Source organism: Sporomusa intestinalis (genome assembly GCF_055383785.1).
The window spans coordinates 756166-777500 of sequence record NZ_AP042390.1 but is presented as its reverse complement, the minus strand read 5'-3'; the positions used below and the strand labels follow the sequence as shown (position 1 = coordinate 777500).

The window sequence follows — 21335 nt, the reverse complement described above, 5'->3', positions numbered from 1 at the left end:
TATCGGCTTTTCGGTATTTACCTATTTGATTGGCACGGCGCAATCGGCTTTGGGTTTGAAATGGTTTCGTCTAGGTCTGGGCGTTTTTGAAGGACCTACGCCGGTAGGGCTTACCTCGACGATTAATAACTGGTTTCCTCCCAAGGAGAAGGCTACCGGTGTCGGTGTATATATTGCTTCCACCATGTTTGCGCCTATTCTTGTTCCGCCTTTATGTGTGTGGATTGCTACAGAATTCGGTTGGCGCTACATTTTCTTCGCTTTTGCTATTCCGGGCTTTATCATGGCGGCCGTATGGTATTGGCTTGTCCGTACTAGACCGGAGGAATGCGCTCACGTAAATGAGGCTGAAGCTGCTTATATTCAGGAAGGGAAACTGGCTGGAACTCAGCAGGCCAGCGAACCGTTTGTGTCGATGGGCTGGCTGGATACTTTAATCAGAGTTAAACAAGTCACCAGAATTAATGAAAGAAAGGGTGTCTTTACTTCCTGGAACATTTGGGGCGATTGTCTGGCTTACTTTATGATGGTAAGTGTTTTATATGGTTTGATGACCTGGATTCCGTCTTATCTGGTCAACGCAAAACATTATTCCTTCTTTAAAATGGGTTTTGTTGCCGCGGCGCCGTGGATTGGCGGATTAGTCGGCGCCCTTGCAGGCGGCTGGATTTCTGACAAGCTGCTGCATAAACGCCGTAAGCCTACCATGTTGCTGACGGCGATATCTACCGTAGTCATGATGGTCATTATGATTAATTTGCCGGAAAGTCCCACCGCTGTTTCTATGGCGTTATTTATGACCGGATTTCTGTTGAATGTTGGCTGGCCGGCCTTTACCGCCTATCCTATGGGTCTGACCAATGGCAATACTTATCCTATCGCTATTGCATTAGTCAATAGTGGCGGCAATTTAGGCGGCTTCTTTTCTCCCATGATTGCAGGCTATATCCTGGATACTTTTAAAAGCTATGAAATGGTGTTCACTTATTTTGGTATTGCTGCTCTCATCGGTTTTATATTGATTTTAACTTTGGATGAACCGGTGGAAATGGAAGGGAGATAGAAAGTAATGGCAGAGTGGGCAGTAATTGCGGATGATCTGACAGGGGCAAATACCGCAGGAGTTTTATTGACAACCCATGGCTTTAGAGCCTTGACAACTATCCAGCATCGTGACCTTGAAAAATTTAAAATGGAGGAATATGATGCTGTTGTTGTAAATGCTGCCAGCCGGACATTGGATGCGCAGAATGCGCATGAACGGGTGAAGCGGTGTACCGAAGAACTGCTCAGCCGCGGCTTTAAAAATTTTTCCAAGCGGATCGACAGCACGATCAGAGGTAATCTGGGGGCAGAGATGGAGGGTATGCTGGCCGCTTTGCCGCCGGAAACCGTGGCCTGTGTAGTGGCGGTATATCCGGCCTCCGGCCGGATGGTGGTCGGCGGGCATCAGCTTGTTAATTGCGTGCCTGTTCATAAAACTGCGGCCGGTTCTGACCCCATTAAACCGGTGCGCAGCAGTTGCTTAGCAGAAGAAATTGCGGTGCAAACTTCTCTGCCGCAAGGGTATGTTGAGTTGGCCGCAGTTTTGCATGGCTGTCAGGCTGTAGCTGAGTCAGCTTGGCGGCAGATACAGGCCGGTGCCCGGATACTGGTGTTTGATGCCATATCCTTTAAGGACATCCGCACAATTGCTGAAGCAATGCATAGTTTGAAGGTTGAATGGATTTCCGTAGATCCGGGGCCCTTTACCCAAAGTGCCTGTGAATTGGCTTATACCGAAAAGCTGCGTTGTGTTCAAAAGAAAAAAGGCAAGATCTTTATCGTGGCTGGCAGTGCATCTGATATTACCAGGTCGCAATTGTCTCACCTGCAGGGAGAAGCTAAGACCCAGATTGTCAATGTGGATATCCGGGAGTTTCTGGATTCGGCCGGTGAGCATCCGAGTGAACGTCAAATCGCTCAGGAGATCTGGAATATCAGTCAAAAATCTGATATTTTCGGGCTGAGGGCTGCCGAGCATATCAACATGGTGCTGGATATTAAAACTGAGGCTAAGCAAAGAGGCATAACCACCGATGATGTTACCCGGCGCATAACCTACGCTTTGGCTCGGATTGCCCGCAAGGCGCTGGAATTGCAGGTACCTGAATTAAAAGGGATTTACCTTACAGGCGGCGATATGACAGTAGCGTTCTGTGAGGAAGCCAAGGTGGATGCCATTGAGGTAATTGATGAAGTGCAGCCTCACGCCACCTTTGGGTTGTTAGTCGGCGGGCCGCTGCATGGAGTGGCCGTTGTCACCAAGGGCGGTTTGATTGGTACACCGGAGACTGCCATGGTTTGTGCCAAATATATGTTAAGCCATTAGCCCTTGCCAGAGAATTACTTTACAGGCGTTTAGTAACCGGCTGGTACCGCGGTCTTTCATTTGACCTGTGGTGGTTGGCCTGTCTGCCGCCTGGAAATTTATTCATAAATTTCGTTAGAAGGGAGTTGGCTTACATGCGTCCGCTTATTGGAATTACTATCGGCGATCCAGCGGGAATCGGTCCGGAAACAGTGGTCCGCGCTTTAAAGAATCGCCAAATATATGAACAAACCCGGCCAATGGTTATTGGCAGCCGGCTGGTATTGGAAAGGGTGCGGCAACTTACTGACAGCCCGTTGAAGCTTTCCTCAATCAAAGCCCCCGAGGATGGTTGCTATGAATATGGCACCATTGACTTATTGGAGATTGACAATGTAAAGGAAGAAATACCCTTTGGTGTTATCTGTGCCGCAGCCGGGCAGGCCGCCTTTGATTATATCAAAGCTTCCATTGATTTGGCGATGGCAGGTAAAATTGACGGGGTAGTCACTGCACCGATTCAAAAGGAGGCCGTCCACCAGGCCGGTATCCCCTATATTGGCCATACTGAGATGTATACCGGACTGACTAATTGCCCTAACGCAGTTACTATGTTTCATGTCAATAAAATGCGGATCTTTTTCTTGAGCCGGCACTTATCGCTCATCAAAGCTTGCCAGCATGTTACGTTTGAAAATGTGCTGCCCTTCATTGAAAATTGTGCGGCAGCCATGACGCAGCTGGGAATGCCTAATGCCCGGCTGGCGTTGGCGGCTTTAAACCCTCATGGCGGCGAACAGGGACTGTGCGGCGATGAGGAGATGACGGCGTTATCGCCGGCAGTGGCTGCCGCCCAAGACAAGAATATCAATGTTTTTGGCCCCATTCCTGCAGACTCTATCTTCCGGCTGTTCGATATTGATAAATGTGATGCCGTGCTATCGCTATATCACGATCAAGGCCATGTTGCGGCCAAGGTTCATGACCTTGCCAATACTGTCAGTGTTACTGTCGGTCTGCCCTTTATACGCACCTCGGTGGATCACGGCACTGCCTTTGACATTGCCGGTAAAGGAATTGCCAGCTCTAAAAGCACAGAGGAATCCATTCTGGTAGCCGGTATGTATGCAAGGATTATGTCCCAAGGAGCTAACCGAAGATGATAAAAACATACCGATTACCGTTGGTTGGAACGAGCTGGAAAATGAATAAAACCAACAGCGAAGCGCTTGTCTATTTGGAGCGCCTGCAGCAAAGGCTTACAGGTCAGAGTAGGGTTTCGGTATTTGTTTTGCCTCCATTTACGGCTTTGGCTGAGGTGCAGGGCTTTTTACGGGATAGCCAGAGCAATATTATGCTTGGTTCGCAAAATGCTCATTGGGATGATGCCGGGGCATTCACCGGCGAAGTATCGGTGCCGATGCTTAAGGAAATTGGCTGTGAGTTTGTGGAAATTAACCATCAGGAGCGGCGGCATTGGTTTGGTGAGACAGATGAAACGGCCAATTGGAAAATCCGGGCCGCCCTGCGCCATGGTTTAGCGCCAATTATCTGTCTGGGTGAGGAAAACCGGGAAGCCTGGCCGGAGGTAGAGTCTTTTCTGCGCAAGCAGCTTGCGCGCCTGTTGCAGGATGTTGACGGAGCAGCAGCCACAGGTGTAATTCTGGCCTATGAACCCAGATGGGCCATTGGCGTCGCAGAAGCCGCCCCTCCCTCTCATGTAGCGCTTGTTCATGCCATGCTGCGGCAGCTATTAGCCGAAAAATACAATGCGGCGGTGGCCAAGGCTGTCCCAATTCTTTACGGCGGCAGTGTTAATCTGCAAAATGCGTCGGAATTGATGGTTTTGCCAGAGGTGGATGGCCTGTTTGTGGGACGTGCTGCCCTTGATGCTGATAGCTTTGCCCGGCTGGTGGAAATTTCCGGTGAGGCTTATGTGCGGCGTAGATTCGGGGGACCGGTTTAATAGAGGAGGATATATATGAGATTTTTCATTGATACTGCCAATGTGGAAGAAATCAAAAAAGCCAATGCCATGGGCGTTATTTGCGGCGTTACGACAAATCCGTCGCTGATTGCCAAGGAAGGACGCGTCTTTGAGCAGGTTATCGCCGAAATTGCCGCCATTGTAGACGGACCAATCAGCGGCGAGGTGAAAGCAACTACAATGGATGCTGCGGGAATGATTGCCGAAGGACGGGAGATTGCCCGCATCCACAAAAATATGGTTGTTAAAATTCCCATGACGGAAGAAGGGCTGAAAGCCGTAAAAGTGCTTGCAGCTGAAGGCATTAAGACAAATGTAACACTGATTTTCAATGCAACTCAGGCTTTGCTGGCCGCAAGAGCGGGTGCGACGTATGTTTCGCCGTTTTTAGGCAGACTGGACGATATCGGAAATCCCGGCATCGAATTGGTCAAGACCATTGCCGATATTTTTAGAATTCATCAGATTAAGACACAAATTATATCGGCCAGTGTCCGCCATGCCATCCATGTGATTGAATGCGCTTTGGCCGGGGCGGATATTGCAACAGTACCTTACAACGTAATAGTTGCCATGACGAAACATCCTTTGACACAGCAAGGTATCGAAAAATTTCAGGCTGACTATAGAGCTGCTTTTGGTGAATGAGCAAAAAACACATTTGACTCGGCTTCTACTTTCGATGAATGGAGGGGAATGGAATGAAAATCGCAGTTGGCTGTGACGAGGCTGCATATGCCTTGAAAATGGAAATTATTCAACATTTGCAGAAAAAAGGTATTGAAATTGATGATTTTGGCGCCGATGCCGGCACTGTCATCCTTTATCCGGATGTTGCCTACAAAGTTGCGGATGAAGTTGCCGCAGGCAAGTATGAACGGGCCATTTTGTTTTGTGGAACAGGTATTGGCATGGCAATTTGCGCCAATAAGGTTCCGGGTGTCAGGGCGGCTGTCTGCCATGACCCGTTTTCAGCTGAACGGTCGAGGAAGAGCAATGATGCTCAGATTATGTGTCTGGGGGAAAGAGTTGTTGGTGTTGAATTAGCCAAATGTCTGGTGGATATTTGGTTAGGCTGTGATTTTTCCGGCGGCGGCTCAGCGCCGAAGGTAGCACGGATGATGGAACTGGAGAAAGAACATATTGAGCAATGTGGAAAATAGCGGCTCTGGCGTTTAACCAATACATACGGTTTAACGCGTGCAGGGGCAGCAGGCAGGAGGATTGTAATGAGCGATATAGCAACAGCATCTGTAAACGCCATCAGAATTTTAACGGCTGATGCAGTGCAGCAAGCCAACTCGGGCCACCCGGGGCTGCCGTTGGGCAGCGCCGCCATGGCTTATGAACTTTGGGCCAGACACATGAACCACAGTCCTGCAAATCCTAACTGGGAAAATCGTGACCGGTTTATACTTTCGGGCGGTCACGGTTCGATGCTGTTATATTCTTTGCTGCATCTGTTCGGTTATGGCCTTACTAAGGAAGATTTGATGAATTTTAGGCAAGATGGCTCGTTAACTCCCGGACATCCTGAATATGGTCATACGGTAGGAGTTGAAGCAACAACCGGTCCGCTTGGTGCCGGGATGGGGATGGCTGTTGGCATAGCAATGGCCGAAGCCCATTTGGCGGCAGTATTTAACAAACCAGACTATCCGGTTGTCGATCACTATACCTATGTATTAGGCGGCGATGGCTGCATGATGGAAGGTATTTCGTCCGAAGCCTTTTCCCTGGCGGGGACGCTGGGACTTTCCAAGCTCATCGTGCTTTACGACAGCAATAAAATTTGCATCGAGGGCAGTACGGACAGCGTATTTACCGAAAATGTCGCCAAACGTATGGAAGCCTTCCACTTTCAAGTACTCACGGTAGAAGATGGCAATAATTTAGCGGAAATTGGTCAAGCGCTTGCTGCCGCAAAAGCGGAAACAACAAAACCAAGCTTCCTTATTGTAAAAACTCAAATTGGTTATGGCTGCCCGGCTAAACAAGGTAAGGCAAGTGCTCATGGCGAGCCGCTGGGGCCTGACAATGTGAAGGCGCTTAAGGAAACTTTACACTGGCCAAGTCAGGAAGCGTTTTTTGTGCCGGAGGAAGTGTATGCAAACTATAAGCAAATTGCTCAGAAGAAGGGCGATTTAGAAGCGGCATGGCAGGAACTCTTTGCTGGTTATAAAGCCAAGTTTCCGGAAATGAAAACGCTGTGGGATCAATACTATACCGGGGCTTTAACGGTGACCCAATGGGAGGACAAAGCGTTTTGGGCTTATGAGGACAAGCCTAGCGCCACCAGAAGCCTTGCCGGTGTTATACTCAACAAGATCAAAGCTATCATACCCAATCTCATTGGCGGCAGTGCTGATTTGGCACCCTCCACCAAAACGGAAATGCAAGGTGTGGGCGATTATAGCAAGGAAAACTATGCCGGCAGGAATGTTCATTTTGGTGTAAGAGAGCTTGCCATGGCAGCCATTGGCAACGGCATGGCGCTGCATGGCGGGCTTAAGCCATATGTCGCCACCTTCTTTGTATTCAGTGACTACATGAAGCCAATGGCAAGGCTGGCCTCGCTCATGGGCCTGCCGGTGATATATGTACTGACCCATGACAGTATTGGCGTGGGAGAAGATGGTCCGACCCATGAACCTATTGAGCAACTGGCGATGTGGAGAGCCATGCCGAACTTTAATGTGTTCCGGCCAGCCGATGCAACTGAAACAGCAGCGGCATGGTATGCGGCTGTCACCAGCAAAACCACGCCGACAGCGCTGGTCCTCACCCGGCAAAACCTGCCGCAGCTGCAAGGTAGCAGCAGAGACGCGCTTAAAGGTGCTTATATCATCGAAGACGCAAGCAAGGAAATTCCAGATGCCATTATTATTGCCAGCGGCTCGGAAGTGGAACTGGCATTACGGGCCAAGGCCGGGCTTATGCAGGAAAATATCGATGTTAGAGTTGTAAGCATGCCATGTATGGATGTCTACGAACAGCAGGGAGAAGCCTATAAAGAAAGCATTTTACCAAAAATCGTCAGGGCAAGAGTGGCTGTGGAAGCGTTGAGTGGCTTTGGTTGGGAAAGATATGTAGGCTTAGACGGAAAAACAGTAACGATGAACAGTTTTGGTGCGTCGGCGCCAGCCGGGATATTGTTTGAAAAATATGGCTTTACCGTTGCCAATGTGGTTAAGGCTGTAAAAGAAGTTTTGTGACTAGATACCCTGTTAACACCGGTAATAAAGGCTTAGGTGTTAACAGGTTTTTTTTATTTAGTCGGGAGTGACCCCGAGAGTGTGTAAACGGAATGATCTTCCAAGAAAAGGGAATACTTAGAAATGCTTTTACTCATCCGGAGGATAGGTCAACGGTGGAGACCGAGCCGAGCGTCGGAAGAGGTTTGGCGGGGCGGCGGATTCGGTAGAATCCGCTCCTTATCTTGCCGCCCTGGAAAACCAAAGCGGTATACTCCGGGGTTCGGGGCAGCGCCCCGATCAGACGGATTTATGAGACTTTGCGCTCTCGCAACCTGGGGAAGCGCGGGGACGTTCATTTTGCTTCGTTGTTTATACCAAGTTTTGTGCGAAACAAAATGAACGTTACCCTGATTCATCAGTAGTATGGCGCATTCCGACTCCCTGCCGTCTATTTGGCTTCCTCGTCTTCGACTTGTCCGCCATACTCTCTCTTGAGGGCGACAGGGTCTCCCAAGTTCACACAGAGTAATGTTGTGTAGCATGCCAAGACCTTTGACCCCGGGTGCTCAATTTAGCTCGCCTTTATCGCTAAATCCAGTGTTGTCTTCTGCTGTTCCTAAGGCATCGACCTACCCATTTGGGGATTTCGGGGCTCTACATCTTCAACTTTCGCTTTCGGCCTACTACCTTTCTTGCCTACGCTTAGACCTCGCGTTACCGCTTTAGTCCCAAGGCTAGATACTAAGTGGCTGGCTAGGCCTTCTCAGGCGGGATTCCCACCCGCTATACTCTTTGCGCTTCTTGGCGCACAGGAACGTCCCTTTTTGTCAATAACAAAAAACCACAAAGGCATTTAACCCTTGTGGTTTCTATACTTATAAATGGTGGGACTAACTGGACTCGAACCAGTGACCCCTACGATGTCAACGTAGTACTCTAACCAACTGAGCTATAGTCCCATTGAATAATTAGTGAACAAACTGGTCGGAGCGGCAGGATTTGAACCTGCGACCCCCTGGTCCCAAGCCAGGTACTCTACCAAACTGAGCCACGCCCCGAAGAAATAAAGGATTAGTTATAGGAAGTTCTTCGCTATCGCTCAGAACTAAGCGATTCACACAAGTTTCCGCATCGCTTCCGCTCTTAAAAACTTGGTTCTCTGCTTATTGCTTATATGGTGCCGGAGGTCGGACTCGAACCGACACGGAGTTACCCCCGGCAGATTTTGAGTCTGCTACGTCTGCCAATTACGTCACTCCGGCACTGGAATTTTAATTATACTCGCTGTTGGATAATTTGTCAACAAAATAATTTTCTGTAAACTAGCTTGATAAAATATCACGCTACCCGACAGTGCTTTCTATTCCAAATCCGCTCTATTAGACCATTATGTTTTGTTAGTCACATAATAAAACGTTCTATAAAATAGAAGAAATGCTAAAACCTGTCCTGCCTGAAGGATGAGCGGCGCGTTCGCCTATTCTTATTGACAATATTATTTTTTCTGGGCTTTAATCTGCTCTAAAATACCGCTCTCTTGCAATGTTTTTTGCAGCTTCTGGCTGTCAGCAATCCATTTGGCTTCAGCCTCTTGGGGGTCCAAATATTCGACCTGGTTCCCGCTCCTTTCCATATGCTCCTTAAATTCAAGATCATTTATAGTCGCCTTTAACCCTTCTGCCAGCTTCTTTTTAATTGCGGCTGGCGTTTCTTTCGGGACAGCAATCCCTTGCCAGTTGTTTATAGTGATGTCGAAGCCTTGTTCCTTAAAGGTGGGAACATCGGCGAACACGGGATCTGCTATACGCTGCTCGCCCGTCACGGCCAAAATTTTCACTTTGCCACTTTTCACATGTTCTTTGATTGGCACAGGGTTAATAAATATAAGCTGAACATGTCCGCCAAGTAGTGCGGGTACTGTCTCACCGCCGCCGGAAAAAGGAACCTGCTCAATAGTAATGCCCGCATCATGATTAAGCATTTCTAACAATACATGAGATAATGATCCCATGCCGCCATTTCCAAACTTTAATTGCTCCGGGTATTTTTTAGCATATTCAACTAAGTCGTTTAGTGTTTGATATGGCTGGTCTGCCTGGACTGCCAGCAGCATCGGCACTGATGCTTTTTGTGCTAGCGGGCTTAATGCTGTTATGTAATTATATTTACCTGAACCGTAGAGGGATAATAACAGCATTTCACCCGAAGTCGCACCGATGGTGTAGCCATCTGCAGTCGCTCCGGCCAGTTCATTCCAACCAAGAGCCCCGGCGCCGCCCGGCTTATTAATAGTAGCCAAAGGCTGACCTATATGTTTGTAAGCGAATTTTTCCAATGTACGTATTGTCAGATCTAGACCGCCGCCAGGGCTGAAAGGAATAATCATACTAATAGGCCGCTCGGGATATTTTTGAGCAGGTATTGCTACCTTTTCCACGTCGTTACAACCTCCTGCGGTGATAGAAATAATCAAAAACGCTACTGCTAGTAAGACCAGTACTCTTCTCCGCACTACGCGCCCCTCCAGTTTTACATGATATTACTACTTTCAACAATTAAACAGGCTATTACCCAAATTATATGATAATTTTCGTGTCATACTGCCCACCCCAGAGGATAGAGGCACCACAACAACTAAATTTTAATGGGCTATCACTTATACTGCTAAAGCTTATTTCTTCTGGGCCTTCATCTGTTCTATAATCCCGGACTCTTCTAACGTTTTTTTGAGCCGTTGACTGTCAGCCATCCATTTAGCCGCTGACTCTTGCGGCCCTAGATATTCGACCTGATTGCCCATCTTCTCCATATTCTCCTTAAATTCAGGGTCATTTATGATAGCCTTTAACCCCTCTGCCAGCTTGTTTCTAATCGCAGCCGGCATTTCTTTGGGAACTGCAATTCCATACCAATTGCTTAAAGCAATATCAATCCCCATTTCTTTAAATATTGGTATCGGATTAAATACCGGATCAAAAATACGCTGCTCACTGTTTACTGCCAGGATTCGGACTGCACCGCTTTTTACATGTTCCTTGACTATCATAGGATTAGCAAAAGCAGCTTCGATATGGCCACCTAGTAATGCCGCAGTCGTCTCGTTCGCTCCCGAAAAAGGTACATGCTTAATCACAATACCTGTCGTTTGGCCAAAAGTCTCGCTGAGAACATGGGTAAACCCGCCTATACCGGCGTTGCCAAATTTAAGTTCACCTGGATGATTTTTAGCATATTCAAGCAAATCATTTAGCGTATGCCAGGGTTGATCGCCTCGAACCGCCAGTACCATTGGCAGCGCTGTAACCTGCGCCAGCGGATCTAGTGCGGTTATGTACTGGTACTTACCTGCTCCATATAGTGACGATAGCAACAAGTCACTGGCAGTTATACCCATGGTATAACCGTCAGGATTTGCTCCAGCCAGTTCATTCCAGCCAATCGTTCCAGCCCCGCCTGGCTTATTAATAACCACTAATGGCTGCTCTAAATGTTTGAAAGCATATTTTTCCAGTGAACGCGCTATTAAGTCAGAACCACCGCCAACACTGAATGGAACGATGATCGTGATAGGCCGCTCGGGATATTTTTCAGTTTTCACAGGGATTGCTACCTTTCCGTCCCCGCTACAGCCTCCTATCACAACAGAAATAACCAATAATGCTACTGACAGTAAAACCAGAACTCTTCTCCGCACTATACGCCCCCCCTGTTCTGCAAAATATTACTGCTTTCCACAATTAGACAAGCTAATACCTAAATTATATGATAATTCCCATGTCATAAATTGTCATTTAAGGCCTTGAAGCAAAAACTCCCAGCGCAACTGAGACAGCCTGCTACCATTTTGAATTGGGGAAGCCCGATAATTAAGTGGCATTTTCTAAAGTATTGACACATATTGCTCTGATCGCAAGATACATGATTTCTTTTGGTGGTGAGATACTATCATTGGTCAAAAATAAGGAGGTGAATACAGATGTCATTATCAGGCGTAAAATGTACTGTATCTTGCTGTAAGTATTGGAAACAAGGCGAGCAATGTGATGCCTCCGGGATTCAGGTAAACATTGATGGCGGCGCCGCCCATGCCCGGCAAAGCGATCAAACCAACTGCCACACTTTCGAACCCAAACATTCTTAGAACATCTGCCGGAATAATAGCGGAGAGGGAGCTGCCCACTAAAGGGCAGCTCCCTCTCCGCTATTAGCAAACCCGCGTACAAAGCGCGGTTTGGCCCGCATACGGTCAGGCCAGGCCTGTTCCGGTCCGGGATTTTACATAAGCATTGATCGCCTGCAGCTTGCCGTTGTCTAATTGGCTATCCCCCATCGGGTAATCCCGGCCTAAATAGTTATATTTTTGCTGGCCCAGCCGATGGTATGGCAGCAGCTCATAGCTGGTGTTAGGCCAGCCCTTAATAAAATCCAGGATGGCACCGATGTCCCGCTCGGAATCGTTAAAGCCGGGAATCAGCGGGGTGCGGACCAAAATCCGCATATGGGGATACGTATTCCGCAGTGCCGCCAGGTTAGTGAGAATCAAGTCATTATTGAGTCCGGTGAATTCTTGATGTTTATTAGGGTCCAGCGATTTTATGTCAAAAATAATGGTTTTTAAATAAGCCCCCACCCGGCTGAGGTCAGCCCACGGGGCATAGCCGCAGGTTTCGATAGTGGTGTCAATGCGCCTTCTTTTTGTCTCCTGTAAGATACTGATTACAAAGTCAGCCTGCACCAGCGGTTCACCGCCGCTGATTGTCAGCCCGCCGCCGGAGCGCATGTAAAAAGCACTGTCTGCCTCCACCACTTTTAGGATGTCAGCCACAGACATTTGCCGGCCAAAGGTATGCAGGGCCTTGGAAGGGCACGTGTCGGCACAGCGGCGGCATTGCCGGCATTTATCCCGGTTAAGGGCCATCGTGCCATCCCGGCTCTTAGCCACCGCCGCATAGGCGCATACTGTTTGACACCGGGAGCAGGCCTCACTGCCGATACATTTACTGCTGTTGTAGGCAAGCTCCGGCGTATAGCGCTGCGATTCAGGGTTGCTGCACCAGCGGCACTGCAGCGGACAGCCCTTAAGAAAAACAACGGTCCGGATGCCTAAGCCGTCATGCAGCGAATAACGTTGAATATTAAAGACATAGCCGCTGCTGCCATTTGCATCATTAGTTAGCATCTTGTCTCTCCCCGTGATTATTGCAGCTATTATCAGATAGCAGTATGCTCGGTGCGGGCAATCAGATCATCCTGCAAATCGGGGGACAAATCGGTAAAATAGGCACTGTAGCCGGCTATGCGGACAATCAGATTGCGGTATTTCTCCGGTTCTTTTTTCGCTGCCAGCAGCGTCCCCCGGTTAATTACATTAAACTGAAGATGCCATAATTTCAAGTCACACCAGGTCCGGATAAAAGCAACCAGCTTATCGGTGCCCGCATCGCCGGCCACACACGCCGGGCTCAGCTTTACATTTAACAGCCGGGCCGCCCGTTCTCTAAAGCCGGTATTTTTGGACATGTAGTTTGACAACAGTACGGCAGTGGGACCATTCACATCCGCCCCCTGCGAGGCAGAAGACCCGTCAGACAGCGGCGTATACGCCTTTCTGCCGTTAGGGGTTGCACTTACCACTTTGCCAAAAGGCACATGGGAAGTAAACGGCACCAGACGCAAATCCAGATGCACGCCTAATTCGCGCGAATACTTTCTGGTAAATTGCAGGCACTGGCGGTCCAGTTCTTTGGCAATCGCATCAGCATAAGGGTCATCATTGCCGTACTTGGGCGCGTTAAGGAGTAATTGCCGGATTACTTCCTGCCCCGCAAAATTGCATTCCATGGCGGCAACCAGTTCGGCCATCGTTATGATTTTTTCTTCGTAAACCAGCCTTTTGATGGCGGCCAGCGAATCAACAACGGTGCCATAGCCCATAAATTCAAAATAGCCTAAATCAATGCCGCCCTCAATAACCGGGCTATGAATATCCTTGTAGTGCTGCATGCACAGATCATGCAGGGCCGATCCCAGCGGCCAGGCAAAGTGCCGGGCCCGCAGGTTAATTATGACCTGTTGTTGAATAAAGGCATGCTTCAGGAAATTAATATGCTGGGTTAAATAGGCCTGCCAGAACTCTTCCCAGGTTGCGAAATTCCGGGGGTCGCCGGTTTCCGGCCCAATCTGCTCGTCCCCGTACAGTTTCATTTTGCCGTTGTAGATGGTCATTTCCACCGCCGCCGGAAAATTAATATAGGCACAGGGGCTTGTATAGGTATCCCGGTTCGGCATACGGCATTCGGCGCAGCCGGACACGGCATAATCAAAAGCCTCTTCAAAGCTTGCGCCCTTGGCCAGCAGCAACGGGACCACTTCTTCATCATTAATCAGTTTGGGAAAGCCTGAGCCTTCCTTGATTGTTTCCGCCACCTCGTATAGATACCGTGCCGGCACCCGCCCGTGAATCCGGGCGGCAAGATCGGGATAATGCAGGGGAAATTCCCGTTTAGACTGCAAAAACAGATAAGTCAGTTCGTTGGTGGCATCCCGGCCTTCAGGCGTCTGCCCACCGATGGTCACGGCTTCCCAATGGGCATAGCCTTCATTAAAAGCACCGCCGGTCGGCGAGATATACAGGTCAATAAACTGCGCCATCGCCAGCCACATGCATTCCAGCAGCTGCAAGGCAGCTGCTTCTGTCAGCACCCCGGCTTCGATATCCTGCTGATAAAAGGGATACAGATACTGGTCCATTCGGCCGTTGGATATAATAGTTCCGGTCTTTTGTTCCATCCGGGAAAACATTTGGGTAAACCACTGGGCCTGCATCGCCTCCCGGAAATTACGGGCCGGGTTTTCCGGCACCCACCGGCAGATGTCAGCAATCTGCCGTAATTCAGCCTGGCGTGACCGGTCGGCTTCCTTGGCAGCCAGTTTTTCGGCAAGATCGGCATGCCGGTTGGCCCAGAGAATGATTGCATCACAAACAATAACCACCGCCTGCAGGAAAGGGGCTTTTTCCATGGTATCAACCGGACTTAAGGGGTCTAAACTTGCAAGCTTGGCCAGAGCCTCTTCTTTTATGCCTTTAAAACCGCGTTTCAGTACTTTTTCATAGTCATGCACCCATTGGATCGAGGAACGGAAAGACGCTGTTTCATTGACAATAAATCTTGATTTCAGCGGATCTGCAGGGTCATAGGTATATTTCAGCGTTGCTTGCGGCAAGGCTTTGGCCAGGTTTTCATGGAAAGTTTTTCCCTGCCAGTACGGGGCAATTTCCTCAATAACAATCCGGGCATCAGCTGCCGAGATGTTAAAGGGAGACTCCACCCGGGTGGGCATTTGCTCAATGGCCTGGCCAAGGAAATCCCCATCCAGTTCAGGGTATAAGATGCCATACCGCCCGGGCGAGCCCGCTCTGCCCACCAGTTGCTGATGGTCATCGATATAGACCGTGATATGTTCGGCGATATGCTTCAGTGCTTTCGACCAGCGGAGAATAAGCGGTTCTCCCTCTGTTTGCCGAAAAGACTCGGTAAAATACTTAGCCCGCTCCACGTCAACACGCGGCTTGGTGGCGGCAAATGAATCGAGGATGTCGTAGGTACGCTGCCGCGTGTGCAGCACGGGACGGCCTGCGATCTCGGCCTGAAGCCGCTGTTCCTGGGGTGACAAGACAATATCCGGCATAGTTCTTCATCCTTTCTGTAGCTTTTGTAAAAATAGAAAAAGCTCAAGCCTAAGACGCCACAAACATGGCGTACTAGGTCTTCAGCTTTCTGATCAACCAGTCATCATTTAATTAGTGAAAGTATAGCAACAGATGGCGGCTCTGTCAATCCTTAATCGGCTGTGGCCGCCACTTTTTCCACCTGGGCGGCAATGGCTGCAGCTCCGTGTCTGGCCATAACCATGCTTAGCCGCTGTCCCTTATCGGCCAGTTCCTGATACACCGCCAGGATTGCTTCCAGGTAAGGGATAACTTCGTCCTCGGGCACAAAAGTGGCAATAAGCTGAGCCTCGATGGGATAACGGCCCCCTTTGCCGCCGGCAAAAATGTGATAGCCCACCCGGCCTGTTTTCAGCGCCTGCTTCGGGCATAGCCGCACGCATACGCCGCAGGCCAGACATTGGTTATAATCAATGGCTAATGTTTCATTGTCAATAGCCATTGCTTGCGCCGGACAGCGTTTTACACAGGCACCGCATCGTACGCAAAGCTCATGGTCAACGACCGGTTCCGCAGCCCCCCTGAAGCCAATATCATGGCCCTGGGGTTTTGTACAGGCATTGGCACAGCCGCTGACGGCAAACTTGGTTTTCGCCGGCAAATCGCGGCCGACAAATTCTGCATCCAGCCGTGCTGCCAGCGCCTCGGTATTCACTAAGCCATACGGGCAGGTGTTCGTGCCGGGACAGGCAACCACCGGCCGTATCCGCAAGCCGCAGACCGCCGGCAGCAGGCCGGCATCCAGGATAGCCTGACGGGCTTCTTCAAATTGTTCTTCCTTTACCCCGGGAATTTCCATCCCCTGACGGATGGTTACATGTACCTTGCCGGTCCCGAACCGTTCGGCCAGTTCAGCCACTTTACACAAGTCGGCAGCGGTAATATTGCCGGCCCGGTTGCGCAGGCGCATAAGCAGCAGGCCCGGCTGGCGCTGCGGAATAAATCCATATTTTTTAAAATCCGGTTTTTTGCTCATTACATTTTCTCCTCCCTGTCCCTCTTATTATCTACTATAGGGGGCTATTCCTGTTTTTGTCAACTTCTGCATGCTGGAAAATAAAGAAAATACGGCTTGCAACCAGCCGCAGTGGACCGAGCCGGCAAAAAGCTGACCCTGCTGACAGGAAGGAAAAAAAGCGCTGAACACCAAACGGTCGATAACTCAGCTACCCTTTATTCAAACTTAAGCGGCGTAGGCGATAAATGCGCCTGGCATGAATAAGCGCGCTTATTCACCGTTGATATTCATTCTACCCTTTGTATCCTGATCCCAGATTTTAAAAAGTATCCGGCCGCTATCCCTAAAGCCGTGGGCCAGTTCGCAATGCCTCAGCACAGCAAAGTTTCTGTCCAGCTGCAGTTTGGATAAACCAAATTTGGCCATAATCTCCTCGCCTGTTGCCGGACCCTCCGCCTGGAGAAAATTGTAGATATTTTTTTGCATTTCCGTCAGGCCGTCCGTCCCCTCCTGCCCGGCCAGCCTGCGGCTCACTTTGGCGCTGTGGACGGCAGAAACGTCACAGGTACGGGGCGGGTCAATCATTTCCACGTAGCAGTCTTCGCAAATAATCTGCCCCCTGTGCTTGACCTGTTCTCCCGCCGGAATTTCACTGTTACACTTATTGCACTTCATCCTGCTTCCTCCTTAACAGATAGTTTTTATCCCAGGCTGTGCCTAAGCTTTGCCAGCAGATGAATCAAAAGCTCCTTTTCTTCCCGCTCCAGCGCGGACATGAGCTGGTGCACATGTTCATTGTGAATCGGTAAAAAAGAATGCATCAGCCGCGCGGCCTTGGCGGTGATGCACAGCCTGAAGGCCCGCCTGTCGGCGGCATCGGCTGTGCGGATTACCAGTTCTTCCTTTTCCAGCCGGCCAATAAGCCCGGTAATATTGGCCCTGGACACCAGCATCTTTTTGCTCAGTTCAGACTGGGTCAGACCCTGATCATCGGCCATAAACAGCTGCATTAATACATTAAACTTGGCCCTGGACAAACCATACCGGGCAAAATGCATGGCCAGGTCATCGTCCAGTTCGTCGTACAGCGCTGTCATCTCAATCAACGCCCGGTTTGAGAGATAGCGGCCCGTATCCTTGTTATGCTTCGTAATGTTTATCATACCTCACAAATTTATTGTTAATCTATTAACAATATTGTAAACGTATTAACAATATAATGCAAGCCGATTTTTTTGCCGCTTCTCACATTTTTCCTGAACAAAAGAGCAGTAAAATTGTAAAATTAAGTAGCATGTATGGCCTGTATATAGTATATTTAAATTAAGGTGTAAACCGGCATTGCTTGTCTGAATACAAAAATTGCAGCCTGGGAGGTTGATACTCTTGTCACTTTCAAAATATGAGATATTCAGCACAATTGTGGAAGCAGGCAGTTTAACCAAGGCTGCAGAGAAGCTTAACCTGACTCAGTCGGGAGTCAGCTACGCCGTCTCCACCCTGGAAGCCGAGCTGGGGTTTGCCTTGCTTAAGCGCGATCGCTCGGGCATTAGCCTGACAAGCAACGGCGAACGCATTCTGAAGCATGTCCAGCGAATCCTGCATGAAGAAATGCTGTTGCGGCAGGAAACAGCGGCGATTAAAGGGTTTGACACCGGCACCGTCCGTTTGGGAACGCTGTCAAGTGTCTCCATGCAGTGGCTGCCTGAGATTTTAGCCCAATTCAGTAAAAGCCATCCCCAGATTGAGGTGAAAACCTATCTGGGCTGCTATGATGAAATGAATGACTGGATAGCCGGCGGCACTGTCGATTTTGGCTTCGTATCCCTGCCGATTTCCAAACCGTTTGAAACAATTCCCCTGAAAAAGGATAAACTGGTTGTTATTTTGCCCCCCGATCACCCGTTGCGCCATCAGCAGGCTATTGCTTATGCCCAGCTTACAGACGAATCTTTTATTATGCCGCAATGGGGCAGTGACGATAATATTAAACGCCTATTGAATGAACATAAAATAAACCTGCAGATCAGATATGAGCTAATGGAGGAACGGACAATCCTGGCCATGGTGCAAAAGGGCCTGGGTATCAGCATCCTGCCGGAACTGATTTTAGTGAATGTGCCTGACAACGTCCATGTCGTGGATTTGGCGGAGCAGGACTATCGGATTATTGGCATAGCCGCCCTGTCTTTAAAAAATATATCTCCCGCCGCCAAGAAATTCCTGCATTGTATCCGGTCCTGGCTGCGTGAAAATAATATGCTTGATTTTGATAATAGTCCTGCCGCTAAACAGGCATCGTGTTAACATGAAAATATTTCCAGCCTGGTTCTGCCTACTGCAGAGCCAGGCTTTTTCTCTAAACATGGCACCTGTGGCCTATAGTTCAAAAAAAGTGAAGTAATCCATAAGATAATCTGAATTTACTTAGCCTTATTTTTAATGTAAGCTGATATTAAATAAGCTTATGCTGCATAAGGATTCAATCATCAGCAGGTCAGCGAATAGCAGGAGCAAAACCAACAGCTCCGGGGTATTGCGGACCTTGTAGCAAATAATACCAAGGAGGAATGGAAAATGAACAATGCTTACTTCCAAGTCAAACCGCCGGTTAATGAGCCTATTAAGGGTTACCTGCCGGGATCACCGGAAAGTGTTGCTTTAAAAGCCGAGCTTGAGCGGCAATTAGCGAACCCTGTTGAAGTACCGCTGATTATTGCCGGCAAAGAGATTCGCACAGCCAACAAAGCCAATATGATCTGCCCCCATGATCATCAAAAAGTACTGGGCCAGTATTATATAGCCGGTGAGCAGGAACTGCTTATGGCCATTGAGGCGGCAGAAGCGGCACGGGAAGAATGGGAGCATATGCCCTGGGAGCACCGGGCGACTATTTTCTTAAAAGCCGCCGATTTATTAACAGGCAAATACCGGGCAAAATTGTCGGCCGCTTGCATGCTGGGGCAAAGCAAGAACCCTTTCCAGTCGGAGATTGACGTGATCTGCGAAATGGCCGATTTCCTCCGGTTTAATGCGTATTTTGTGCAGGAGATCTATAAACAGCAGCCCCTTAGCACCGACGGCGTCTGGAACCGGGTCGAGTACCGGGCCCTTGACGGCTTTGTCGCTGCCATCACCCCGTTTAATTTTACCTCTATCGGCGGCAACCTTTCCACCGCCCCGGCGCTGTGCGGTAATACTGTTTTATGGAAACCATCCTCAACCGCTGTCCTGTCCAACTATTATTTCATGCAAATCCTTATCGAGGCCGGCCTGCCGGCCGGGGTTATCAACTTTGTACCCTGCCGGGGAAGCGATTTTGGCAGAGTGGTAGTCCCCCATCCCCGTATGGCCGGTTTTCATTTTACCGGCTCCACCGCCGTATTCAACGAGATCTGGCGTCAGGTCGGACAAAACATTAATAATTATGTCACCTATCCGCGGCTTGTTGGCGAGACAGGCGGCAAAGACTTTATCTTTGCCCATAAGTCGGCCGACGTGGACGCGCTGACCTGCGCCATCGTCCTGGGAGCGTTTGAATACCAGGGCCAAAAATGCTCGGCCGCTTCCCGCGCCTATATCCCGGAAAGCCTGTGGGGCCGGGTGAAAGAACGCCTGGCAGAGGAAATCGGCAAAATAAAGCAGGGCGATGTCCGCGACTTTACCAATCTTATGAACGCCGTAATTGATAAGAAATCCTTCGATAACATCAAAGGGTATCTCGACTATGCCCGGCAGTCTGCCGATGCGGAAATCCTTATTGGCGGCGGCTGCGACGACAGCGTGGGCTATTTTGTCGAGCCCACTGTGATCCTCGCCCAAACACCGACCTTTAAAACCATGGTGGAAGAGATTTTTGGCCCGGTAATCACCATTTATGTATATCCTGATGACCAATTGGAATCAACCGTAAAATCCTGCGATACTGCCACCGGCTATGCCTTGACCGGCGCAGTTTTCGCCCAGGACAGAGCCGCCATCATCAAGCTGGCCCAAGCCCTCGATCATGCCGCCGGCAACTTCTATATTAACGACAAGCCGACCGGTGCGGTGGTTGGCCAGCAGCCCTTCGGCGGCAGCCGCGGTTCCGGCACCAATGACAAAGCGGGGAGCGCGATCAACCTGTACCGCTGGATGAATCAGCGGGCAATTAAGGAAACACTGGTACCGCGCACCGTTGTAAGCTACCCGTACATGACCGAGAAATAAAACCGGAAGAATCATCCCTAACCGGCACAGGGGCTGCCTCAGTATACTGAGGCAGCCCCTTGTTTGTGAGTATGGTTAATTGCCGGTTATGTTTGTAACAGCCTGATATCTGGGCTTTACTGAGCAGTGAAGCGGGCCTTGCGCTTTTCAACAAAAGCCGTCATACCTTCTTTTTGATCTTGGGTAGCGAAACATAAGCCAAAGACCTCGGCCTCATAGGCAATGCCAGACTCCAAATCCATATCCATTCCCTCATTGACCGCGGCTTTACTTAATCTTACGGCAATCCCGGCCCGGGACATGATTTTTTCGGCCAGCGCCCTGGCGGCGGCCATAAGTTCACTGCTTGCCGTCACTTTATTAACCAGGCCGATACGGTAGGCCTCAGCGGCATCAATCATATCGCCGGTGAATATCAGTTCTTTAGCCCGTCCTTTACCAACCAGGCGGGGCAAACGCTGGGTGCCGGCAAAACCGGGCACGATGCCTAAGGTTACCTCCGGCTGGCCGAACCTGGCATTGTCGGCGGCAATACGCAGGTCGCAGGCCATAGCCAGCTCGCAGCCCCCGCCCAGGGCAAAACCGTTGACAGCAGCAATCACCGGTTGGGGCAGATTCTCAAGTTTATTAAAAACCTTTTGGCCGGATTTGGCCCAATTACGCCCTTCTATCGCTGATAAGGGCAGCATTTCCGTGATATCGGCGCCGGCAACAAAGGCTTTTTCACCAGCGCCGGTAATAATCACTGTTTTGACTGTGTCATCCCCGGCAATCCGGTCCAGCAGGCTGTCCAATTCCTGCAGCAGGGCATAATTAAGGGCATTCAATGCCTGCGGACGGTTTAAAGTAATAACCCCGATCCCACCGTCAGTTGCAAACAGAAGGTTAGCATATTGTGTCATGTT

At 49.6% G+C, this 21335-nt stretch carries 18 protein-coding genes and 3 tRNA genes (1 of these 21 running past the window's edge); 10 read left to right on the top strand and 11 right to left on the bottom strand.

The features are described from left to right. The 7 genes from ACZ481_RS03675 to tkt form a co-directional block, all read left to right on the top strand. Nucleotides 1-1063, top strand: partial view of an MFS transporter gene (locus tag ACZ481_RS03675; protein ID WP_464768828.1) — the 3' portion only. Its footprint begins 242 nt before the window's first position; the window shows 1063 of its 1305 coding nt (coding positions 243-1305); its start codon lies beyond the left edge, outside the window; its stop codon occupies nt 1061-1063. Between the two features lie 6 nt (nt 1064-1069). Beyond that, nucleotides 1070-2371, top strand: a complete 1302-nt coding sequence (locus ACZ481_RS03670) for a four-carbon acid sugar kinase family protein (RefSeq protein ID WP_464768827.1) — start codon at nt 1070-1072, stop codon at nt 2369-2371. Between the two features lie 134 nt (nt 2372-2505). Further along, nucleotides 2506-3513, top strand: coding sequence for a 4-hydroxythreonine-4-phosphate dehydrogenase PdxA (gene pdxA / locus ACZ481_RS03665; RefSeq protein ID WP_464768826.1), 1008 nt, complete (start codon nt 2506-2508; stop codon nt 3511-3513). Next, nucleotides 3510-4316, top strand: coding sequence for a triose-phosphate isomerase (gene tpiA / locus ACZ481_RS03660; protein WP_464768825.1), 807 nt, complete (start codon nt 3510-3512; stop codon nt 4314-4316). Before pdxA ends, tpiA begins: the two co-directional genes overlap by 4 nt. A gap of 15 nt (nt 4317-4331) precedes the next feature. Continuing rightward, the gene (fsa, locus tag ACZ481_RS03655) at nt 4332-4985 is read left to right on the top strand and encodes a fructose-6-phosphate aldolase (protein ID WP_464768824.1); all 654 of its coding nucleotides are present in this window, start codon (nt 4332-4334) and stop codon (nt 4983-4985) included. Between the two features lie 53 nt (nt 4986-5038). Next, nucleotides 5039-5500: a ribose 5-phosphate isomerase B gene (rpiB, locus tag ACZ481_RS03650; protein ID WP_464768823.1), complete on the top strand. Its 462-nt coding sequence runs from the start codon at nt 5039-5041 to the stop codon at nt 5498-5500. Between the two features lie 66 nt (nt 5501-5566). After that, entirely contained in the window at nt 5567-7552 is a 1986-nt protein-coding gene (gene tkt / locus ACZ481_RS03645) for a transketolase (protein ID WP_464768822.1), read from the top strand. Nucleotides 7553-8416: 864 nt separating this feature from the next. Here the strand turns inward: tkt and ACZ481_RS03640 are convergent. The 5 genes from ACZ481_RS03640 to ACZ481_RS03620 all read right to left on the bottom strand — a co-directional run bounded on the left by ACZ481_RS03640 (nt 8417) and on the right by ACZ481_RS03620 (nt 11138). Continuing rightward, a tRNA-Val gene (locus ACZ481_RS03640) sits at nt 8417-8493 on the bottom strand. A 22-nt stretch (nt 8494-8515) separates the two neighbouring features. Continuing rightward, nucleotides 8516-8592: transfer RNA gene (locus ACZ481_RS03635), tRNA-Pro, on the bottom strand. 117 nt (nt 8593-8709) lie between these two features. Further along, nucleotides 8710-8796 (bottom strand) — tRNA-Leu (locus ACZ481_RS03630). Nucleotides 8797-9029: 233 nt separating this feature from the next. Then, nucleotides 9030-9920 (bottom strand): Bug family tripartite tricarboxylate transporter substrate binding protein, encoded by an 891-nt coding sequence (locus ACZ481_RS03625; RefSeq protein ID WP_464770569.1) that lies wholly within the window; start codon nt 9918-9920, stop codon nt 9030-9032. A 285-nt stretch (nt 9921-10205) separates the two neighbouring features. Beyond that, on the bottom strand, nt 10206-11138 hold the full coding sequence (locus ACZ481_RS03620) for a Bug family tripartite tricarboxylate transporter substrate binding protein (protein ID WP_464770568.1): 933 nt from the start codon (nt 11136-11138) through the stop codon (nt 10206-10208). Nucleotides 11139-11510: 372 nt separating this feature from the next. Between ACZ481_RS03620 and ACZ481_RS03615 the strand changes: the two genes are divergently transcribed. Next, nucleotides 11511-11675, top strand: coding sequence for a DUF1540 domain-containing protein (locus tag ACZ481_RS03615; RefSeq protein WP_464768821.1), 165 nt, complete (start codon nt 11511-11513; stop codon nt 11673-11675). Nucleotides 11676-11780: 105 nt separating this feature from the next. Here ACZ481_RS03615 and hpsH read toward each other — a convergent pair whose 3' ends face one another. From hpsH to ACZ481_RS03590, 5 genes are all read right to left on the bottom strand, one after another. Further along, a complete protein-coding gene (gene hpsH, locus ACZ481_RS03610; RefSeq protein ID WP_464768820.1) occupies nt 11781-12713 on the bottom strand; it encodes a (2S)-3-sulfopropanediol dehydratase activating enzyme in 933 nt (310 codons plus the stop codon). 32 nt (nt 12714-12745) lie between these two features. Then, nucleotides 12746-15223, bottom strand: a complete 2478-nt coding sequence (gene hpsG, locus ACZ481_RS03605; protein ID WP_464768819.1) for a (2S)-3-sulfopropanediol dehydratase — start codon at nt 15221-15223, stop codon at nt 12746-12748. Nucleotides 15224-15375: 152 nt separating this feature from the next. Then, the gene (locus ACZ481_RS03600; RefSeq protein ID WP_464768818.1) at nt 15376-16239 is read right to left on the bottom strand and encodes a 4Fe-4S binding protein; all 864 of its coding nucleotides are present in this window, start codon (nt 16237-16239) and stop codon (nt 15376-15378) included. 252 nt (nt 16240-16491) lie between these two features. Further along, complete coding sequence (locus ACZ481_RS03595) at nt 16492-16896, bottom strand: hypothetical protein (RefSeq protein ID WP_464768817.1); 405 nt, start codon at nt 16894-16896, stop codon at nt 16492-16494. A 26-nt stretch (nt 16897-16922) separates the two neighbouring features. Further along, nucleotides 16923-17384: a MarR family winged helix-turn-helix transcriptional regulator gene (locus tag ACZ481_RS03590; RefSeq protein WP_464768816.1), complete on the bottom strand. Its 462-nt coding sequence runs from the start codon at nt 17382-17384 to the stop codon at nt 16923-16925. Between the two features lie 223 nt (nt 17385-17607). On the opposite strand from ACZ481_RS03590, the gene ACZ481_RS03585 reads away from it, so the two are divergent. Further along, the gene (locus ACZ481_RS03585) at nt 17608-18528 is read left to right on the top strand and encodes a LysR family transcriptional regulator (RefSeq protein WP_464768815.1); all 921 of its coding nucleotides are present in this window, start codon (nt 17608-17610) and stop codon (nt 18526-18528) included. A gap of 270 nt (nt 18529-18798) precedes the next feature. After that, nucleotides 18799-20430 (top strand): L-glutamate gamma-semialdehyde dehydrogenase, encoded by a 1632-nt coding sequence (pruA, locus tag ACZ481_RS03580; RefSeq protein ID WP_464768814.1) that lies wholly within the window; start codon nt 18799-18801, stop codon nt 20428-20430. A 116-nt stretch (nt 20431-20546) separates the two neighbouring features. Here the strand turns inward: pruA and ACZ481_RS03575 are convergent, their stop codons facing one another. Next, the gene (locus ACZ481_RS03575; RefSeq protein ID WP_464768813.1) at nt 20547-21332 is read right to left on the bottom strand and encodes a short-chain-enoyl-CoA hydratase; all 786 of its coding nucleotides are present in this window, start codon (nt 21330-21332) and stop codon (nt 20547-20549) included. Between the last annotated feature and the right edge of the window lie 3 nt (nt 21333-21335).

Excerpts from the sequence above, each read along its gene's own strand:
- ACZ481_RS03670 (WP_464768827.1), top strand. The coding sequence starts at position 1,070 with ATGGCAGAGTGGGCAGTAATTGCGGATGATCTGACAGGGGCAAATACC.
- pdxA (WP_464768826.1), top strand. The coding sequence starts at position 2,506 with ATGCGTCCGCTTATTGGAATTACTATCGGCGATCCAGCGGGAATCGGT.
- tpiA (WP_464768825.1), top strand. The coding sequence starts at position 3,510 with ATGATAAAAACATACCGATTACCGTTGGTTGGAACGAGCTGGAAAATG.
- fsa (WP_464768824.1), top strand. The coding sequence starts at position 4,332 with ATGAGATTTTTCATTGATACTGCCAATGTGGAAGAAATCAAAAAAGCC.
- rpiB (WP_464768823.1), top strand. The coding sequence starts at position 5,039 with ATGAAAATCGCAGTTGGCTGTGACGAGGCTGCATATGCCTTGAAAATG.
- tkt (WP_464768822.1), top strand. The coding sequence starts at position 5,567 with ATGAGCGATATAGCAACAGCATCTGTAAACGCCATCAGAATTTTAACG.
- ACZ481_RS03625 (WP_464770569.1), bottom strand. The coding sequence starts at position 9,920 with ATGATTATTCCTTTCAGCCCTGGCGGCGGTCTAGATCTGACAATACGT.
- ACZ481_RS03615 (WP_464768821.1), top strand. The coding sequence starts at position 11,511 with ATGTCATTATCAGGCGTAAAATGTACTGTATCTTGCTGTAAGTATTGG.
- hpsH (WP_464768820.1), bottom strand. The coding sequence starts at position 12,713 with ATGCTAACTAATGATGCAAATGGCAGCAGCGGCTATGTCTTTAATATT.
- hpsG (WP_464768819.1), bottom strand. The coding sequence starts at position 15,223 with ATGCCGGATATTGTCTTGTCACCCCAGGAACAGCGGCTTCAGGCCGAG.
- ACZ481_RS03600 (WP_464768818.1), bottom strand. The coding sequence starts at position 16,239 with ATGAGCAAAAAACCGGATTTTAAAAAATATGGATTTATTCCGCAGCGC.
- ACZ481_RS03595 (WP_464768817.1), bottom strand. The coding sequence starts at position 16,896 with ATGAAGTGCAATAAGTGTAACAGTGAAATTCCGGCGGGAGAACAGGTC.
- ACZ481_RS03590 (WP_464768816.1), bottom strand. The coding sequence starts at position 17,384 with ATGATAAACATTACGAAGCATAACAAGGATACGGGCCGCTATCTCTCA.
- pruA (WP_464768814.1), top strand. The coding sequence starts at position 18,799 with ATGAACAATGCTTACTTCCAAGTCAAACCGCCGGTTAATGAGCCTATT.
- ACZ481_RS03575 (WP_464768813.1), bottom strand. The coding sequence starts at position 21,332 with ATGACACAATATGCTAACCTTCTGTTTGCAACTGACGGTGGGATCGGG.